The organism is Pseudomonas sp. OA65 (assembly GCF_017498305.1).
Lineage (GTDB): Bacteria > Pseudomonadota > Gammaproteobacteria > Pseudomonadales > Pseudomonadaceae > Aquipseudomonas > Aquipseudomonas zanjanensis.
In genome coordinates this window covers 167,838-183,444 of sequence record NZ_JAGDEZ010000010.1, presented here as the reverse complement: position 1 = coordinate 183,444, position 15,607 = coordinate 167,838, and the positions used below count along the sequence as shown (strand labels likewise).

Genomic DNA, 15,607 nt, shown 5'->3' with positions numbered 1-15,607 from the left:
CACCATGACCGCCATCGCTCGTATCACCCTGCTCACGCTCGTCATGGGCCTGAGCGCTTGTGCGGTCCAGCGCCCGTCGGAGCCCTCGGCGCCGTTGCCGCCGATGCCGCCGTCGACCCCGACCAACAAACCGGCCCCGTCCCCACCGCCGGTCAAGCCTGTCACCCCGAACAAACCAGCCAAGCCGCTGCCACGCACCTCCGCCAGTTTCGCCCCGCCACCGGGTGGCAACAGTCACTGGGACGCCAAGCTGGGGGTGTATGTGCTGGACAACCAGACGAACACGTTCTATCGCCAGCGTACCTATTACCGTTGGAACAATGGTTGGAGCCGCTCCGTCAGCCCGAATGGCCCGTGGGAAGACACCACCATCGAAGGCGTGCCGGCGGGGCTGGGGCGCAAGTTCCAATAAACACCGTGCCCCTGTAGCCAGGGAGCATCTGTGGGAGCAAAGCTTGCTCGCGAAACAGGCGCCTCGATTTCTGAAAGACCGCATCGCCTCTATCGCGAGCAAGCTTTGCTCCCACAGATAAGTCCTCTGTCATAACAGCGTTCGGCACAACCGTGCAGTAGGCCGGGCTTTTTGTGTTTCCGAATATTCTTTGAACGAAATTTTCACCAAATCTTGCGGACAATCCCCCGCGCTCATATCGCCGCCGGTTATTTAATGGCAATGCCGTAGCCGTTCGTGCAACATTTGCGCACTCGCGCAAGCCCCGGGGCCAGGCTTTGGCCAACAGAGGGCGCGCCGTTGTTTCTTTTTTGTCACTCCAACTCCAATAGGGTCCTTAAACGACATGGCAATCCCGGACGCCCTGAGTCAGCAGCGCACCACGCATCGCCTGCTGCAACCGACCGTCAAATCGCACCTGGCCTACACGTTGCTTTGCGCCCTGGTAATGATGGTCATGCTGAGCCTGCTGCGCGTGGCGCTGCTGGTCTACAACCGCGAAATGATCCTCGACACGCCGGCTTCGACGTTTGTTGAAGCGTTCCTCAACGGCCTGCGCTTCGACTTGCGCCTGGTGGTCTATCTCTGCATCCCGTTGCTGCTGGCGCTGTTCAGTTCCCGGGCGATGGCGGCTCGTGGTTTCTTTCGTTTCTGGCTGACCGTCACTTCCAGCATCGCGCTGTTCCTCGGCTTGATGGAGATGGACTTCTACCGTGAATTCCACCAGCGCCTCAACGGCCTGGTTTTCCAATATGTGAAGGAAGACCCGAAAACCGTGATGAGCATGCTCTGGTACGGTTTCCCGGTGGTGCGCTACCTGCTGGCCTGGGTGGGCGGCACCCTGGTCCTGAGCCTGGCGTTCAAAGGCGCCGACCGCGCCACCCGCCCGCGTGGACCTTTCAGCGGCGGCAGCATCGGCACGCGGCAGATCGCCCCGTGGTACGGGCGTATCGCGGTGTTCATGGTTTGCCTGCTGGTGGCCGTGGCCGCTGCGCGCGGCACCCTGCGCCAAGGTCCGCCGCTGCGTTGGGGCGACGTCTACACCACCGATTCGAACTTCGCCAACCAGTTAGGCCTCAATGGCACCTTGTCGCTGGTGGCGGCGGCCAAGAGCCGGATGTCCGAAGACCGTGACAATATCTGGAAGGCCACCCTCGAGCAGCCGCTGGCGCAGCAGACCGTGCGCGACATGCTGGTGATGCCTGACGACAAACTCGTCGACACCGAGACCGCCGCCGTGCGCCGCGACTACACGCCGCCGACGGACAAGACCCTGCCGATCAAGAACGTGGTCGTGATCCTCATGGAAAGCATGGCTGGTCACTCGGTGGGCGCCCTGGGCGCGCCGGGTAACATCACGCCTTACCTGGACAAATTGTCCAAGGAAGGCCTGCTGTTCGACCGTTTCTTCTCCAACGGCACCCACACCCACCAGGGCATGTTCGCCACCATGGCGTGCTTCCCGAACTTGCCGGGTTTCGAATACCTGATGCAGACGCCGGAGGGCAGCCACAAGCTGTCGGGCCTGCCGCAACTGCTCAGCGCCCGTAACTACGACGACGTGTATGTCTACAACGGCGATTTTGCCTGGGACAACCAATCCGGTTTCTTCAGCAGCCAGGGCATGACCAACTTCATCGGGCGTAACGACTTCGTGAACCCGGTGTTCTCCGACCCGACCTGGGGCGTGTCCGACCAGGACATGTTCGATCGTGGCCTGATCGAGCTCAAGGCGCGGGAAAACGGCAAGCCGTTCTATGCACTGCTGCAGACCCTGTCCAACCACACGCCTTATGCGTTGCCGACGCCGTTGCCGGTGGAGCCGGTCACCGACCGTGGCAGCCTGAACGAACACTTGACCGCCATGCGCTATTCCGACTGGGCGCTGGGCCAGTTCTTCGAGAAGGCCCGCAAGGAACCTTACTTCAAGGAAACCCTGTTCGTGGTGGTGGGCGACCATGGCTTTGGCAACGAACGCCAGATCACCGAAATGGACCTGGGCCGTTTCAACGTGCCGATGCTGTTGATCGGCCCGGGTGTCCAGGAAAAATTCGGCCAGCGCAACCACACCGTGGGCACCCAGGTCGACATCGTGCCGACCATCATGGGCCGGCTCGGTGGGCAAGTGCGTAACCAGTGCTGGGGCCGTGACCTGTTGAACCTGCCGGAAGGCGACACCGGATTTGGCGTGATCAAACCGTCGGGCAGTGAACAGACGACGGCGATCATTCGCGACGACAAGATCCTGGTCCTGCCGAAGGAAAAGGAAATGCCGCCAAAGATGTACCGCTATGAACTGGGTGCCACTCCGGGGGCACAGGTCATCCCGGACGCGCCGGAGACGGCCGAGATGAAACTCAAGCTCGAATCGTTCCTGCAAACCGCGACCAAGAGCCTGCTGGATAACACCGCCGGCGTTGTTGACGGCACGCCGGACTGATAATCGGCGAGCATAAAAAAAAGAGGCCCGTAGAGGCCTCTTTTTTTATGCGCTTACTTAGTGGTTTATATCTTGCCCAGTAATAGCAGGACCAACAGCACCACCAACACTACACCAATGATACCGGACGGACCGTAGCCCCAACTTCTGGAGTGCGGGAAGACCGGAAGACCACCGATCAGCAGGAGGATCAGGATGATGATAAGTATTGTGCCCATTGTAGATTTCCTTATTGGTCAGTTTTGGAGTGATGTAACTTCCAACTACCAGCACGCATGTGTTAAATCCGGGCGGCTTAATAAGTCCGACCGTAATGTCCTGTAAAAAATTCAAAGTTTTTGTAGGCGCTGGTAGAAGCTGCGTTGGAGCTGCCGAGTGAAACGAGGCTGCGATCTTTCCCCAGACACTTGAATCCCAAGCGAAAGATCAAAAGATCGCAGGCTTCGCCAGCTCCCACAGTTTGCCCTCGCCATTCAGCAATCTGATGGAGCGTGGGTCCGGCAGGTGCCTTCGCTACACTCGGCCTATCTCTCCCGGAACAAGGCTGTTTGCTATGCAAAATCGCATGATGATCACTGGGGCCGGCTCCGGCCTGGGTCGCGAAATCGCGCTGCGCTGGGCCCGTGAAGGCTGGCGCCTGGCCTTGTCGGACGTGAGCGAGCCGGGGCTGGTGGAAACCCTCAAACTTGTGCGCGCTGCCGGTGGCGACGGCTTCATCCAGCGTTGCGATGTGCGCGACTACAGCCAATTGACGGCGTTCGCCCAGGCTTGCGAAGAAAAGCTCGGCGGGATCGATATCATCGTCAACAATGCTGGCGTCGCTTCGGGCGGGTTCTTCAGCGAACTGTCCCTGGAAGATTGGGACTGGCAGATCGCGATCAACCTGATGGGCGTGGTCAAGGGCTGCAAGGCGTTCCTGCCGCTGCTGGAAAAAAGCCGCGGCAAGATCATCAACATCGCCTCCATGGCGGCCTTGATGCAGGGGCCAGCCATGAGCAACTACAACGTGGCCAAGGCGGGCGTCGTGGCGTTGTCGGAAAGCCTGCTGGTAGAGCTGGCGCAGCAGGAAGTCGGTGTACACGTGGTGTGCCCGTCGTTCTTCCAGACCAATCTGCTGGACTCCTTCCGCGGCCCGACCCCAGCCATGAAGGCTCAGGTCGGCAAGCTGCTGGAAAGCTCACCGATCAGCGCCGCCGACATCGCCGACTATATCTACCAGCAAGTCGCCGACGGCCAGTTCATGATCCTGCCCCATGAACAGGGGCGCATGGCCTGGGCCCTCAAGCAGAAGAACCCACAGTTGCTCTACGACGAAATGACGGCCATGGCCGACAAGATGCGCGCCAAGGCCCGCCAGAACCTGAATTGACCTGGCTGCGCGATGTCCTCAGGATGGCGCCATTCGGCCTTCCTGATGGACATCTGCATGCTCAATTACCTATGGTTCTTTCTCGCCGCGCTGTTTGAAATCGCCGGCTGCTATGCCTTCTGGATGTGGCTGCGCCAGGGCAAGAGCGCCTGGTGGATCGCCCCGGCGCTGCTCAGCCTGACGTTGTTCGCGCTGCTGCTGACCCGCATCGAAGCCATTTATGCCGGGCGCGCCTACGCCGCCTACGGCGGCATCTACATCATCGCCTCGATCGCCTGGCTGGCCGTGGTGGAGCGGGTCCGGCCACTGGGCTCCGACTGGATCGGCGTGGCGCTCTGCGTGCTCGGGGCGAGCGTGATTCTATTCGGCCCACGGTTCTCAGTTTCCTGAAATAACCTACGGTTCGCCAGGTTTTTGCAGGACGTTTCCTTCAGTCGCAAGAACTTTCCTTGTAGGGCCTTACTGAATTCTCGCCGGTGTCTTGAGAACAGGAAGCAGGGCGGGCATGGTCAGGGTCCAGATATTCTTAAGGACAAGAACCATGCTCGTATTAAGCCGCGCTGTGGGTGAGTTGATTTCCATCGGTGACGATATTTCCGTCCGTGTGCTGTCGGTCAGTGGCACCACCGTGCGTTTTGGCGTGGAAGCGCCACGGCACGTCGATGTCCATCGCTCCGAAATCTATGAAAAGATCCAGAGGAAAAAGGCCAACGCCGCCCGCAAGGCCTGTTCAGTCGAATAGGTGCTTGGGCACGTCGTGCTTGAGCATCAGTTGGCACTGTTCGCTTTCGGGGTCGAAGACAATCAAGGCCTGGCCTTTGGTCAGGGCTTGCCGGACCCGTAGCACCCGCGTTTCCAGGGGCGTGTCGTCACCGTTGTCGGTGCCGTCGCGGGTCACGAAATCCTCGATCAGGCGAGTGAGCGTGTCGACTTCGAGTTGGTCGTGGGGGATGAGCATGGGGGACCTCGGCTAGACAATAGGGCGATGCTACGGCCAATGGGCTTTTGCGGCTAGCCTGGGTTTTGTGGTGGCTGTTCTGGCCTCATCGCGAGCAGGCTCGCTCCCACATGGGATCTTCGATGCAACCCAAAACCCTGTGGGAGCGAGCCCGCTCGCGATGGCCATATTCCAGGCAGTGAAGTGCGGGATCAGCTATCCGACCGCTGCCCCACCAGGCTGTCCACCGACGGCACCCGGGTATCGCTTTCCATCTGGGCGTCGTGCTCGATCTGGTGACTGAAGCGGTCCAGCGAGCCTTGGGCCGGCTGTGCGTCGCTGGCGAACACCGGTGGGCTGAGGATATAGGCGCCGAGCAGGCGGCTGAGGGCGGCCAGGCTGTCGATGTGGGTGCGTTCATAACCATGGGTGGCGTCGCAGCCGAAGGCGAGCAGGGCGGTGCGGATATCGTGGCCGGCGGTGATGGCCGAATGAGCGTCGCTGAAGTAGTAGCGGAACAGGTCGCGGCGTGCCGAGATGTCGTTCTCCTTGGCCAGTTTCAGCAGGTGCCGCGACAGGTGATAGTCGTAGGGGCCGCCGGAGTCCTGCATTGCCACGCTGACCGAATGTTCGCTCGAGTGCTGCCCGGGTGCGACAGGGGCGATGTCGATGCCGACGAATTCGCTGACGTCCCAGGGCAATGCGGCCGCTGCGCCGCTGCCGGTTTCCTCGGTGATGGTGAACAGCGGGTGACAGTCGATCAGCAATTCCTCGCCACTGTCGACAATCGCCTTGAGCGCCGCCAGCAGCGCCGCGACCCCGGCCTTGTCGTCCAGGTGCCGGGCGCTGATGTGACCGCTTTCGGTGAATTCCGGCAGGGGATCGAAGGCCACGTAATCGCCGATGCCCACCCCCAGGGTTTCGCAATCGGCGCGTGTGGCGCAATAGGCGTCCAGGCGCAATTCGATGTGGTCCCAACTGATGGGCATTTCATCCACGGCGGTGTTGAACGCGTGACCGGAGGCCATCAATGGCAGCACGCTGCCGCGAATCACGCCGGTGTCGGTGAACAAGCTGACCCGGCTGCCTTCGGCAAACCGGCTGGACCAGCACCCAACCGGAGCCAGGGTCAGGCGACCGTTGTCCTTGATGGCGCGCACCGAGGCGCCGATGGTATCCAGGTGCGCCGACACGGCCCGGTCGGGGCTGCTCTTGCGGCCCTTGAGCGTGGCGCGGATCGTGCCACGGCGGGTCATTTCGAAGGCGATACCCAGCTCTTCGAGGCGTTCGGCGACATAGCGCACGATGGTATCGGTAAAGCCGGTCGGGCTGGGGATGGCGAGCATTTCCAGCAGGACCTTTTGCAGGTATTCGAGATCCGGTTCGGGAATTTTGCTGATCATGGAAACTCCTCTCGGAACATTAAATTGAAGTAGGGGAACCCTGTGGCGAGGGAGCTTGCTCCCGCTGGAGCGCGAAGCGGTCCCCTTTAAGCTCCAGGTCGATACACAACCCGGAGGGCTGCGCAGAGGGGCCGCTTCGCAGCCCAGCGGGAGCAAGCTCCCTCGCCACGGAAGAAGGGCTAAGCCACCGTCTGGCTATGAGGAAACAACAGATCCACAAAACGCTCGGCGGTGGGTTGGGGTTCGTGGTTGGCTAAACCTGCGCGTTCGTTGGCTTCGATGAACACGTATTCGGGCTGATCGGCCGCCGGCACCAGCAGGTCGAGGCCGACCATAGGGATGTCCAGCGCCCGCGCGGCGCGCACCGCCGCATCGGTAAGGGTCGGATGCAGAATGCCGGTGACATCCTCCAGGACACCGCCGGTATGCAGGTTCGCGGTACGGCGTACGAACAGGTGTTCTCCGGCCGGCAGGACGCTGTCGTAGTCGTACCCCGCCGCATTGAGGGTGCGCAGGGTCTCGGCATCCATCGGGATCTTGCTTTCGCCACCCGTGGCGGCCTGTCGTCGGCGGCTCTGGGCTTCGATCAGGGCGCCGATGGTGTGCCGACCGTCGCCGATCACCTCCGCCGGACGCCGTATCGCCGCCGCCACCACTTCAAAGCCGATCACCAGGATGCGCAGGTCGAGTCCTTCGTGGAAGCTTTCCAGCAACACCCGGCTATCGAACTGCCGGGCCGCTTCAATAGCGCTCTGCACTTCCTCGATGGTGCGCAGGTCCACCGCCACGCCTTGCCCCTGTTCTCCGTCCAGCGGCTTGACCACGACCCGTTCGTGCTCATCGAGAAACGCCAGGTTGTCATCGGCATTGCCCGCCAGCTGTTGCGCCGGCAGGTTCAGGCCAGCGTTTTTCAGCACCTTGTGGGTCAGGCTTTTGTTCTGGCACAGGGTCATGCTGATGGCGCTGGTCAGGTCGCTCAGGGATTCGCGGCAGCGCACCCGGCGGCTGCCGTGGACCAGGGTGAACAAGCCGGCCTCGGCATCGTCCACCTGCACTTCGATGCCGCGCCGGTGAGCCTCTTCGACAATGATCCGTGCATACGGATTGAACTGCGCCTCGGGCCCGGGCCCGAGGAACAACGGCTGGTTGATGCCATTCTTGCGTTTGATGGCGAAGGTCGAGAGGTTGCGAAAGCCGAGTTTGGCGTAGAGGTTTTTCGCCTGGCGATTGTCGTGCAGCACCGACAGATCGAGGTAGCTCAAGCCACGGCTCATGAAATGCTCGATGAGATGACGCACCAGCACTTCGCCGACGCCGGGCCGCGGGCATTGCGGATCGACGGCCAGGCACCAGAGGCTGCTGCCGTTTTCCGGGTCGTTGAAGGCCTTCTGGTGATTCAGGCCCATGACGCTGCCGATCACCGCGCCGGTGTCGTCGTCCTCGGCCAGCCAGTACACCGGCCCGCCTTCGTGACGCGGGGTCAGTCGCAGCGGGTCGATGGGCAGCATGCCCCGGGCCTGGTAGAGCTGGTTGATGGCCTGCCAGTCGGTCTCGCTCTGGGCGCGGCGAATGCGGAAACCACGAAACACTCGGGTGGACTGACGATAGTCGCTGAACCACAGGCGCAAGGTGTCGGATGGATCGAGGAACAGTTGCGCCGGTTCCAGCCCCAGTACCTGCTGGGGCGCGGCCACGTACAAGGCAATGTCGCGTTCGCCGGGTTGTTCGTTGAGCAGTTCCCGGGCCAGGCACGCCGCGTCCGGGAAGGTGTGGCCGATCAGCAGCCGGCCCCAGCCGCAATGCACCGCGATCGGGTCGGCGCCCAATTCGCTGCCGTCTTCGGCCAGGCGTGCCTGCAGGCGTTCATAGGAGGGCGCCTGGCCGCGCAAGAGGCGTTGGTTGTGAACAGTTGCGTGAGGTTTCATCGATCAGATTCCTTGCTCGCTGAGCCACAGGTTCAGCGCCGCCAGTTGCCACAGCCGCGAACCGCGCAACGGCGTGAGTTGGCCGTTGGGGTCGGTGAGCAGGCGGTCGAGCATGGCCGGGTTGAACAAGCCGCGATCCTGGCTCGGATCCAGCAGCAGCTCGCGAACCCAGGCCAGGGTGTCGCCCTCCAGGTGCTTGAGGCCCGGCACCGGGAAATAGCCTTTCTTGCGGTCGATCACTTCGCTGGGAATCACCCGTCGGGCGGCTTCCTTGAGCACCTGCTTGCCGCCATCGGGCAGCTTGAATTTCGCCGGAACCCGGGCCGAGAGTTCCACCAGGCGATAGTCGAGGAACGGCGTGCGCGCTTCCAGACCCCAGGCCATGGTCATGTTGTCGACGCGCTTGACCGGGTCGTCCACCAGCATCACGGTGCTGTCCAGGCGCAGGGCCTTGTCCACCGCGGCATCGGCGCCGGGTTGGGCGAAATGCTCCTTGACGAAATCCCCGGCCGCGTCATTGGCCGTCAGCCAGTTGGGCTGCACGGTGGCGGCATATTCTTCGTAGCTGCGGTCGAAGAAGGCCGCGCGATAGGCCGCGTACGGATCGCTGGCGCCATCGACCTGCGGGTACCAGTGGTAGCCGGCGAACAGCTCGTCGGCGCCCTGGCCGCTTTGCACGACTTTGCAATGCTTGGCCACTTCCCGCGACAGCAGGTAGAAGGCGATGCAGTCGTGGCTGACCATCGGCTCGCTCATGGCGCGGAACGCTGCGGGCAGTTGCTTGATGATCTCTTTTTCGTCGATGCGCAATTGGTGGTGACGGGTGCCGTAGTGCTTGGCGATCAGGTCCGAATATTGGAATTCGTCACCGCGCTCGCCGCCGGCATCCTGGAAGCCGATGGAGAACGTCGACAGGTCCTCGACGCCGACTTCGCGCAACAGGCCCACGAGCATGCTCGAGTCGACGCCGCCGGACAGCAGCACGCCCACGTCGACAGCGGCACGCTGGCGAATGGCGACGGCTTCGCGGGTGCTGTCGAGCACACGATCGATCCAGTCTTCCAGGTTCAGGTGCTGTTCGTCGGCGCGAGGGCCGTAGGGCAGCGTCCACCAGGTTTTCTGCTCGGTAGTGCCGTCGGCTTCGATGCGCATCCAGGTGGCGGGCGGCAGTTTTTCCACGCCGGCCAGCAAGGTGCGGGGCGCCGGCACCACCGCGTGGAAATTCAGGTAGTGATTGAGGGCCACCGGGTCGAGCATCGGGTTGATGTCGCCGCCCTTGAGCAGCGCTGGCAATGCCGAGGCGAAGCGCAGGCGCTGGCCAGTGCGCGACAGGTACAGCGGCTTGACACCGAGGCGGTCGCGGGCGATGAACAGCCGCTTGGCATCGCGCTCCCAAATGGCGAAGGCGAACATGCCGTTGAGCTTGGGCAACAGCGCTTCGCCCCAGGCGTGGTAACCCTTGAGCAACACTTCGGTGTCGCCACCGGAATAAAAGGTGTAGCCCAGGCTTTCGAGTTCGCTGCGCAATTCCGGGTAGTTGTAGATCGCGCCGTTGAAGGCCAGGGACAGGCCCAGTTGGTTGTCGATCATCGGCTGGGCCGAGCCGTCCGACAGGTCCATGATTTTCAGGCGCCGATGGCCCAGGGCAATCGGTCCCTGGCTATGAAAACCCCAGGCATCGGGGCCGCGAGGGGCCAGGTGATGGGTGATTCGCTCTACGGCCGCAAGGTCCGCAGGTTGTTGATCGAAACGTAACTCTCCAGCTAATCCGCACATAAGTCCTTACCGGTTTTTCCGTTGGGGAGGGGTCAAGCAACACGCGCCGAAAGGGCGGGTACCCTGAAACTGACCGGAGGGATTGCTGTGAGTTTTAGATCAATGCGTTATAAGCCGGCGGGGTGGGGCCCGTTTGGTCTGCTGCATGACTGAAGAATAGAGCGAAACCTGTGGGAGCGAGCCTGCTCGCGATTGCGGTAGATCAGTTGGTATCTAAGCGCCTGACACACCGCCTTCGCGAGCAAGCCCGCTCCCACAGTTGATTTTCATCGACAGCAGAAATGATGTGTCTGGCACAGGCTCCTTGTGGGAGCGAGCCTGCTCGCGAAAGCGGAGTATCAGTCGATATTGAATTGACTGGCTCACCGCCTTCGCGAGCAAGCCCGCTCCCACAGTTGATTTTCATCGACCGCAGAAATGATGTGTCTGGCACAGGCTCTTTGTGGGAGCGGGCTTGCTCGCGAAAGCGGAGTATCAGTCGATATTGAATTGACTGACACACCGCAATCGCGAGCAGGCTCGCTCCCACAGTTGATTTTCATCGACCGCAGAAATGATGCGTCTGGCACAGGCTCTTTGTGGGAGTGGGCTTGCTCGCGAAAGCGGAGTATCAGTCGATATTGAATTGACTGACACACCGCCTTCGCGAGCAAGCCCGCTCCCACAGTTGATTTTCATCGACCGCAGAAATGATGTGTCTGGCACAGGCTCTTTGTGGGAGCGGGCTTGCTCGCGAAAACGGAGTATCAGTCGATATTGAATTGACTGACACACCGCAATCGCGAGCAGGCTCGCTCCCACGGTTGATTTTCATCGACCGCAGAAATGATGTGTCTGGCACAGGCTCTTTGTGGGAGCGGGCTTGCTCGCGAAAGCGGAGTATCAGTCGATATTGAATTGACTGGCTCACCGCCTTCGCGAGCAAGCCCGCTCCCACAGTTGATTTTCATCGACCGCAGAAATGATGTGTCTGGCACAGGCTCTTTGTGGGGCGGGCTTGCTCGCGAAAGCGGAGTATCAGTCGATATTGAATTGACTGACACACCGCCTTCGCGAGCAGGCTCGCTCCCACAGTTGATTTTCATCGACCGCAGAAATGATGTGTCTGGCACAGGCTCTTTGTGGGCTTGCTCGCGAAAGCGGAGTATCAGTCGATATTGAATTGACTGGCTCACCGCCTTCGCGAGCAAGCCCGCTCCCACAGTTGATTTTCATCGACCGCAGAAATGATGCGTCTGGCACAGGCTCTTTGTGGGAGCGGGCTTGCTCGCGAAAGCGGAGTATCAGTCGATATTGAATTGACTGACACACCGCAATCGCGAGCAGGCTCGCTCCCACAGTTGATTTTCATCGACCGCAGAAATGATGTGTCTGGCACAGGCTCTTTGTGGGAGCGGGCTTGCTCGCGAAAGCGGAGTATCAGTCGATATTGAATTGACTGACACACCGCAATCGCAAGCAGGCTCGCTCCCACAGTTGATTTTCATCGACCGCAGAAATGATGTGTATGGCACAGGCTCTTTGTGGGAGCGGGCTTGCTCGCGAAAGCGGAGTATCAGTCGATATCGAATTAACTGACTCACCGCAATCGCGAGCAAGCCCGCTCCCACAGGAATTGTGGTGGGCCAGCGAACTGCGCTAGGCCTTGCCCCGAATCAACGCCCGCAACGCAAACCGGTTCGGATGGCAGGCCTCGGCCACGCTACGGGGCAGCGGCAGGGGTTCGTTGTCCAGCCAGGCGGCGATCAGTTCGCCCGACAGGGGCGCGGTGATCAGGCCTCGGGAACCGTGGCAACTGTTGATGTACAGGCCATCGAGCCATGGGCAGGGGGCGTCTGGCACTTGGCGGGCGTCCTTGCCCAGGGCTGCGTAGGCTTCGGTAAAGGCCTGGCGGTCGGCTAACGGCCCGACAATCGGCAGGTAATCCGGGCTGGTGCAGCGAAACGCCGCGCGGCCTTCGAGGTGTTGCGGGTCCAGGATGCTGGCATCCAGACGTTCCACCAGGTCGTGGGAGATTTCTTCGAGCATCTGCAGGTTGCCGGCGTGCTCGGCGGCGGTGGGGGTCAGGTCGTCGCTGTTGAAATCGAAGCTGGCGCCCAGGGTGTGCTCGCCCAACCGCGGCGGCGCCACGTAACCTTCGGCGCAGACCACGGTCGCCAGGCTCTGGCTGCGGGTGGTTTGCGGTAACCGGGTGATTTGTCCGCGAATACGCTTGAGCGGCAAGTCGGCTGCCGGTTCGAAACGTTTGATTTCGGCGGCGCTGGCGAGGATCGCCACCGGCGCGCTGGCCAGGCAGCGTTCGCCGTCCCATGCCTGCCATTGGCCGTCGGCCCGGCGCAGGTGCAGCACGTCATGATGGGGGCGCACATCAATTGCCGGCCCCGACGCTTGCCAGCGACACAACGCCGGCGGATGCACCCAACCGCCCTCGGGATAAAACAAGCCGCCACAGGCCAGGCCGATGCCGGAGCGAACCTGGGCCTCGGACTGATCCAGGGGATGCAGCAAGTCGGCCGGGAACGCCTCGGCCAGTTGCGCCTGGCGCTCGGCTTCCTTGCTGTTGAAGGCCAGTTGCAAGACGCCACAGGCCTCCCAGTCAACGCCGCGTTGCAGTTGCTCCAGCACACGGCGGGTGTAGCCGAAGCCGCTGAGGATCATCTGCGACAACGCGGTGCCATGGGCCGACAGCTTGAGGTACAGCACGCCCTGGGGGTTGCCGGAGGCTTCTTCGGCCAACCCGGCATGACGCTCCAGCAGCGTCACCTGCCAGCCACGGGCGGCGAGGCTCGCCGCGCTGGCGCAACCGGCCAGGCCACCGCCGATGACCAAGGCCCGACGCTCGCCGGTGGGCGGCAAGGGACGGGCGTACCAGGGTTTTGCCGGGGACGGCGCGGGTGTCGACTCGGGCCAGCCAAGAAACACGCCGCGCAGGATTTCCCATTTATGCCCGATGCCCGGCGTGCGCTTCATTTTGAAGCCCGCCGCGTTCAGCAATCGCCGAACCCAACCGGTGCTGGTGAAAGTACTGAGGGTCGCGCCGGGTGCGGCCAGCCGGGCCAGTTCGGCGAACAGCTCGGCGGTCCACATCTCGGGGTTTCGCGCCGGTGCGAAACCGTCCAGGAACCAGGCGTCGATCTGCCCGTCCAGCTGCGGCAACTGCTCCAGGGCATCGCCGATCAACAAGGTCAGCGTCACCCGCCCGTTGGCCAGGACCAGGCGCTGGAAACCCTGGTGGATCGCCACGTATTGCGCAAGTAATTGCTCGGCTTGAAGGCTGAGCTGCGGCCACAGTTCCAGCGCCCGGCGCAGGTCCTCGGGGTTCAAGGGGTACTTTTCGACGCTGACAAAATGCAGCCGGGCGCCTGCTGGCGCGCACTGTTCGAACAATTGCCAGGCACAGAGGAAATTCAAACCGGTGCCAAACCCGGTTTCGCCGATCACCAGCCGCCCGCCATCGGCCAGCGCAGCGAAGCGCTCGGCCAGGTTGTTCTGCTCAAGGAACACATAGCGGGTTTCGTCCAGGCCCGACTGGTCGGAAAAATACACATCGTCGAACACCCGCGAGCGCGGGCGCCCTTGGTCGTCCCAGTCGAGTAGGGCGTGTTGCTGGATGGGCGTCATGGCTGGCTCGGTCAAAACTGAGGGGCCATTCTAGCCGATCGGTATCGGCTTGCTTGACCCATCGCAACAGAGCGCGCATCTGGATGGAATCTGCTGCACAGGGCCGCATCCAATCCGCTAGTCTTGAGCCATCCCCGGAAGGAGCAGCCCATGTTTGAATCCGCTGAAATCGGTCATGTCATCGATAAAGACACCTTCGAGGCCGAGGTGCCCGCCCTGCGTGAAGCGCTGCTGGAAGCGCAGTTCGAGTTGCAGCAGCAGGGCCGGTTTCCGGTCATCGTGTTGATCAACGGCATCGAAGGCGCGGGCAAGGGCGAGACGGTGAAGTTGCTCAACGAATGGATGGACCCGCGGCTGATCGAAGTGCGCACTTTCGACCAGCAGACCGACGAAGAGTTGGCGCGGCCTCCCGCGTGGCGCTATTGGCGGATGCTCCCGGCCAAGGGGCGCATGGGGATTTTCTTCGGCAACTGGTACAGCCAGATGCTACAGGGCCGAGTCCACGGCGAGATCAAGGACCCGCGGCTCGACCAGGCGATCGCCGGTGCCGAGCGCCTGGAAAAGATGCTCTGCGATGAAGGCGCGCTGATCTTCAAGTTCTGGTTTCACCTGTCCAAGAAGCAGATGAAGGCCCGACTCAAGGGGCTCAAGGATGATCCGCTGCACAGCTGGCGCATCAGCCCGTTGGACTGGCAGCAATCCCAGACTTACGACAAGTTCGTCAAATACGGTGAGCGGGTGCTGCGCCGCACCAGTCGTGACTACGCGCCGTGGCATGTGATCGAAGGTGTGGACAGCTGTTATCGCAGCCTCACCGTCGGGCGAATCCTGCTCGACGGCTTGCGCCAGGCCTTGGACCGGTCGAAGATCAAACCGCAAAAGGTCAGCGTAGCGCCGTTGCCTGCGCTGGACGGCCAGATCACGCTGCTCGACAGCCTGGACATGACCCGACGCCTGGACAAGGCCGACTACGAAGAACAACTGATCACCGAGCAGGCGCGGTTCGCCGGCCTGCTGCGGGACAAACGCATGCGCCAGCATGCCCTGGTGGCGGTGTTCGAAGGCAACGACGCGGCGGGCAAGGGTGGGGCGATCCGGCGGGTCGCGGCAGCCCTGGACCCGCGCCAATACAGCATCGTGCCGATTGCCGCGCCCACGGAAGAGGAGCGCGCCCACCCTTACATGTGGCGGTTCTGGCGGCATATTCCCGCCCGCGGCAAGTTCACCATGTTCGACCGCTCGTGGTACGGCCGGGTGCTGGTGGAGCGGGTCGAAGGGTTTTGCAGTCAGGCCGACTGGCTGCGGGCCTACGGTGAAATCAACGACTTCGAGGAACAGATCGCTGACGCCGGTGTGGTGGTGGTCAAGTTCTGGCTGGCCATCGACAAGGAAACCCAACTGGAGCGTTTCCAGGAGCGCGAGGAAATCCCGTTCAAGCGTTTCAAGATCACCGAGGATGACTGGCGCAACCGCGACAAATGGGACGCCTACCGCGCGGCGGTGTGCGACATGGTCGACCGCACCAGCACCGAGATTTCCCCCTGGACCTTGGTGGAGGCCAACGACAAGCGCTGGGCGCGGGTCAAGGTGTTGCGCACCCTCAACCAGGCGCTGGAGGCGGCTTTCGAGCGCAGCGCAAAACAGGCTCGCAAGAGGAAGCGCTAGGGCGATGGGTACGCATACGC

The 15,607-nt window shown here is 62.1% G+C and carries 12 protein-coding genes; 6 read left to right on the top strand and 6 right to left on the bottom strand.

The window, feature by feature from the left end; genetic code table 11:
* Nucleotides 1-4: 4 nt before the first annotated feature.
* Together J3361_RS11520 and J3361_RS11515 are read left to right on the top strand one after the other, a co-directional pair.
* On the top strand, nucleotides 5-412 hold the full coding sequence (locus J3361_RS11520) for a hypothetical protein (RefSeq protein ID WP_207964690.1): 408 nt from the start codon (nucleotides 5-7) through the stop codon (nucleotides 410-412).
* Between the two features lie 385 nt (nucleotides 413-797).
* On the top strand, nucleotides 798-2,891 hold the full coding sequence (locus tag J3361_RS11515) for an LTA synthase family protein (protein ID WP_207964688.1): 2,094 nt from the start codon (nucleotides 798-800) through the stop codon (nucleotides 2,889-2,891).
* A gap of 65 nt (nucleotides 2,892-2,956) precedes the next feature.
* On the opposite strand, the gene J3361_RS11510 is transcribed toward J3361_RS11515, so the two are convergent.
* Complete coding sequence (locus tag J3361_RS11510) at nucleotides 2,957-3,109, bottom strand: DUF3309 family protein (protein WP_003183939.1); 153 nt, start codon at nucleotides 3,107-3,109, stop codon at nucleotides 2,957-2,959.
* Nucleotides 3,110-3,444: 335 nt separating this feature from the next.
* Between J3361_RS11510 and J3361_RS11505 the strand changes: the two genes are divergently transcribed.
* The 3 genes from J3361_RS11505 to csrA all read left to right on the top strand — a co-directional run bounded on the left by J3361_RS11505 (nucleotide 3,445) and on the right by csrA (nucleotide 5,002).
* Nucleotides 3,445-4,260, top strand: a complete 816-nt coding sequence (locus tag J3361_RS11505) for an SDR family oxidoreductase (protein ID WP_207964686.1) — start codon at nucleotides 3,445-3,447, stop codon at nucleotides 4,258-4,260.
* A 57-nt stretch (nucleotides 4,261-4,317) separates the two neighbouring features.
* The gene (locus J3361_RS11500) at nucleotides 4,318-4,650 is read left to right on the top strand and encodes a YnfA family protein (protein WP_207964684.1); all 333 of its coding nucleotides are present in this window, start codon (nucleotides 4,318-4,320) and stop codon (nucleotides 4,648-4,650) included.
* Nucleotides 4,651-4,801: 151 nt separating this feature from the next.
* Nucleotides 4,802-5,002 (top strand): carbon storage regulator CsrA, encoded by a 201-nt coding sequence (gene csrA, locus J3361_RS11495; protein ID WP_053120338.1) that lies wholly within the window; start codon nucleotides 4,802-4,804, stop codon nucleotides 5,000-5,002.
* Here csrA and J3361_RS11490 read toward each other — a convergent pair.
* The 5 genes from J3361_RS11490 to mnmC form a co-directional block, all read right to left on the bottom strand.
* Complete coding sequence (locus J3361_RS11490) at nucleotides 4,991-5,218, bottom strand: YheU family protein (protein WP_003199186.1); 228 nt, start codon at nucleotides 5,216-5,218, stop codon at nucleotides 4,991-4,993. The two genes, csrA and J3361_RS11490, sit on opposite strands and share 12 nt — an antisense overlap.
* Nucleotides 5,219-5,409: 191 nt before the next feature.
* Nucleotides 5,410-6,597 carry an osmoprotectant NAGGN system M42 family peptidase gene (locus tag J3361_RS11485; protein ID WP_162277323.1) on the bottom strand — a complete coding sequence of 396 codons (1,188 nt, stop codon included), beginning with the start codon at nucleotides 6,595-6,597 and terminating at the stop codon, nucleotides 5,410-5,412.
* 182 nt (nucleotides 6,598-6,779) lie between these two features.
* The gene (ngg, locus tag J3361_RS11480; RefSeq protein WP_207964682.1) at nucleotides 6,780-8,525 is read right to left on the bottom strand and encodes an N-acetylglutaminylglutamine synthetase; all 1,746 of its coding nucleotides are present in this window, start codon (nucleotides 8,523-8,525) and stop codon (nucleotides 6,780-6,782) included.
* A 3-nt stretch (nucleotides 8,526-8,528) separates the two neighbouring features.
* Nucleotides 8,529-10,301 (bottom strand): N-acetylglutaminylglutamine amidotransferase, encoded by a 1,773-nt coding sequence (locus tag J3361_RS11475; RefSeq protein WP_207964680.1) that lies wholly within the window; start codon nucleotides 10,299-10,301, stop codon nucleotides 8,529-8,531.
* 1,638 nt (nucleotides 10,302-11,939) lie between these two features.
* Nucleotides 11,940-13,922, bottom strand: coding sequence for a bifunctional tRNA (5-methylaminomethyl-2-thiouridine)(34)-methyltransferase MnmD/FAD-dependent 5-carboxymethylaminomethyl-2-thiouridine(34) oxidoreductase MnmC (mnmC, locus tag J3361_RS11470; protein ID WP_207964678.1), 1,983 nt, complete (start codon nucleotides 13,920-13,922; stop codon nucleotides 11,940-11,942).
* A 150-nt stretch (nucleotides 13,923-14,072) separates the two neighbouring features.
* On the opposite strand from mnmC, the gene pap reads away from it, so the two are divergent.
* Nucleotides 14,073-15,587: a polyphosphate:AMP phosphotransferase gene (gene pap / locus J3361_RS11465; RefSeq protein ID WP_207964677.1), complete on the top strand. Its 1,515-nt coding sequence runs from the start codon at nucleotides 14,073-14,075 to the stop codon at nucleotides 15,585-15,587.
* Nucleotides 15,588-15,607 lie beyond the last annotated feature (20 nt).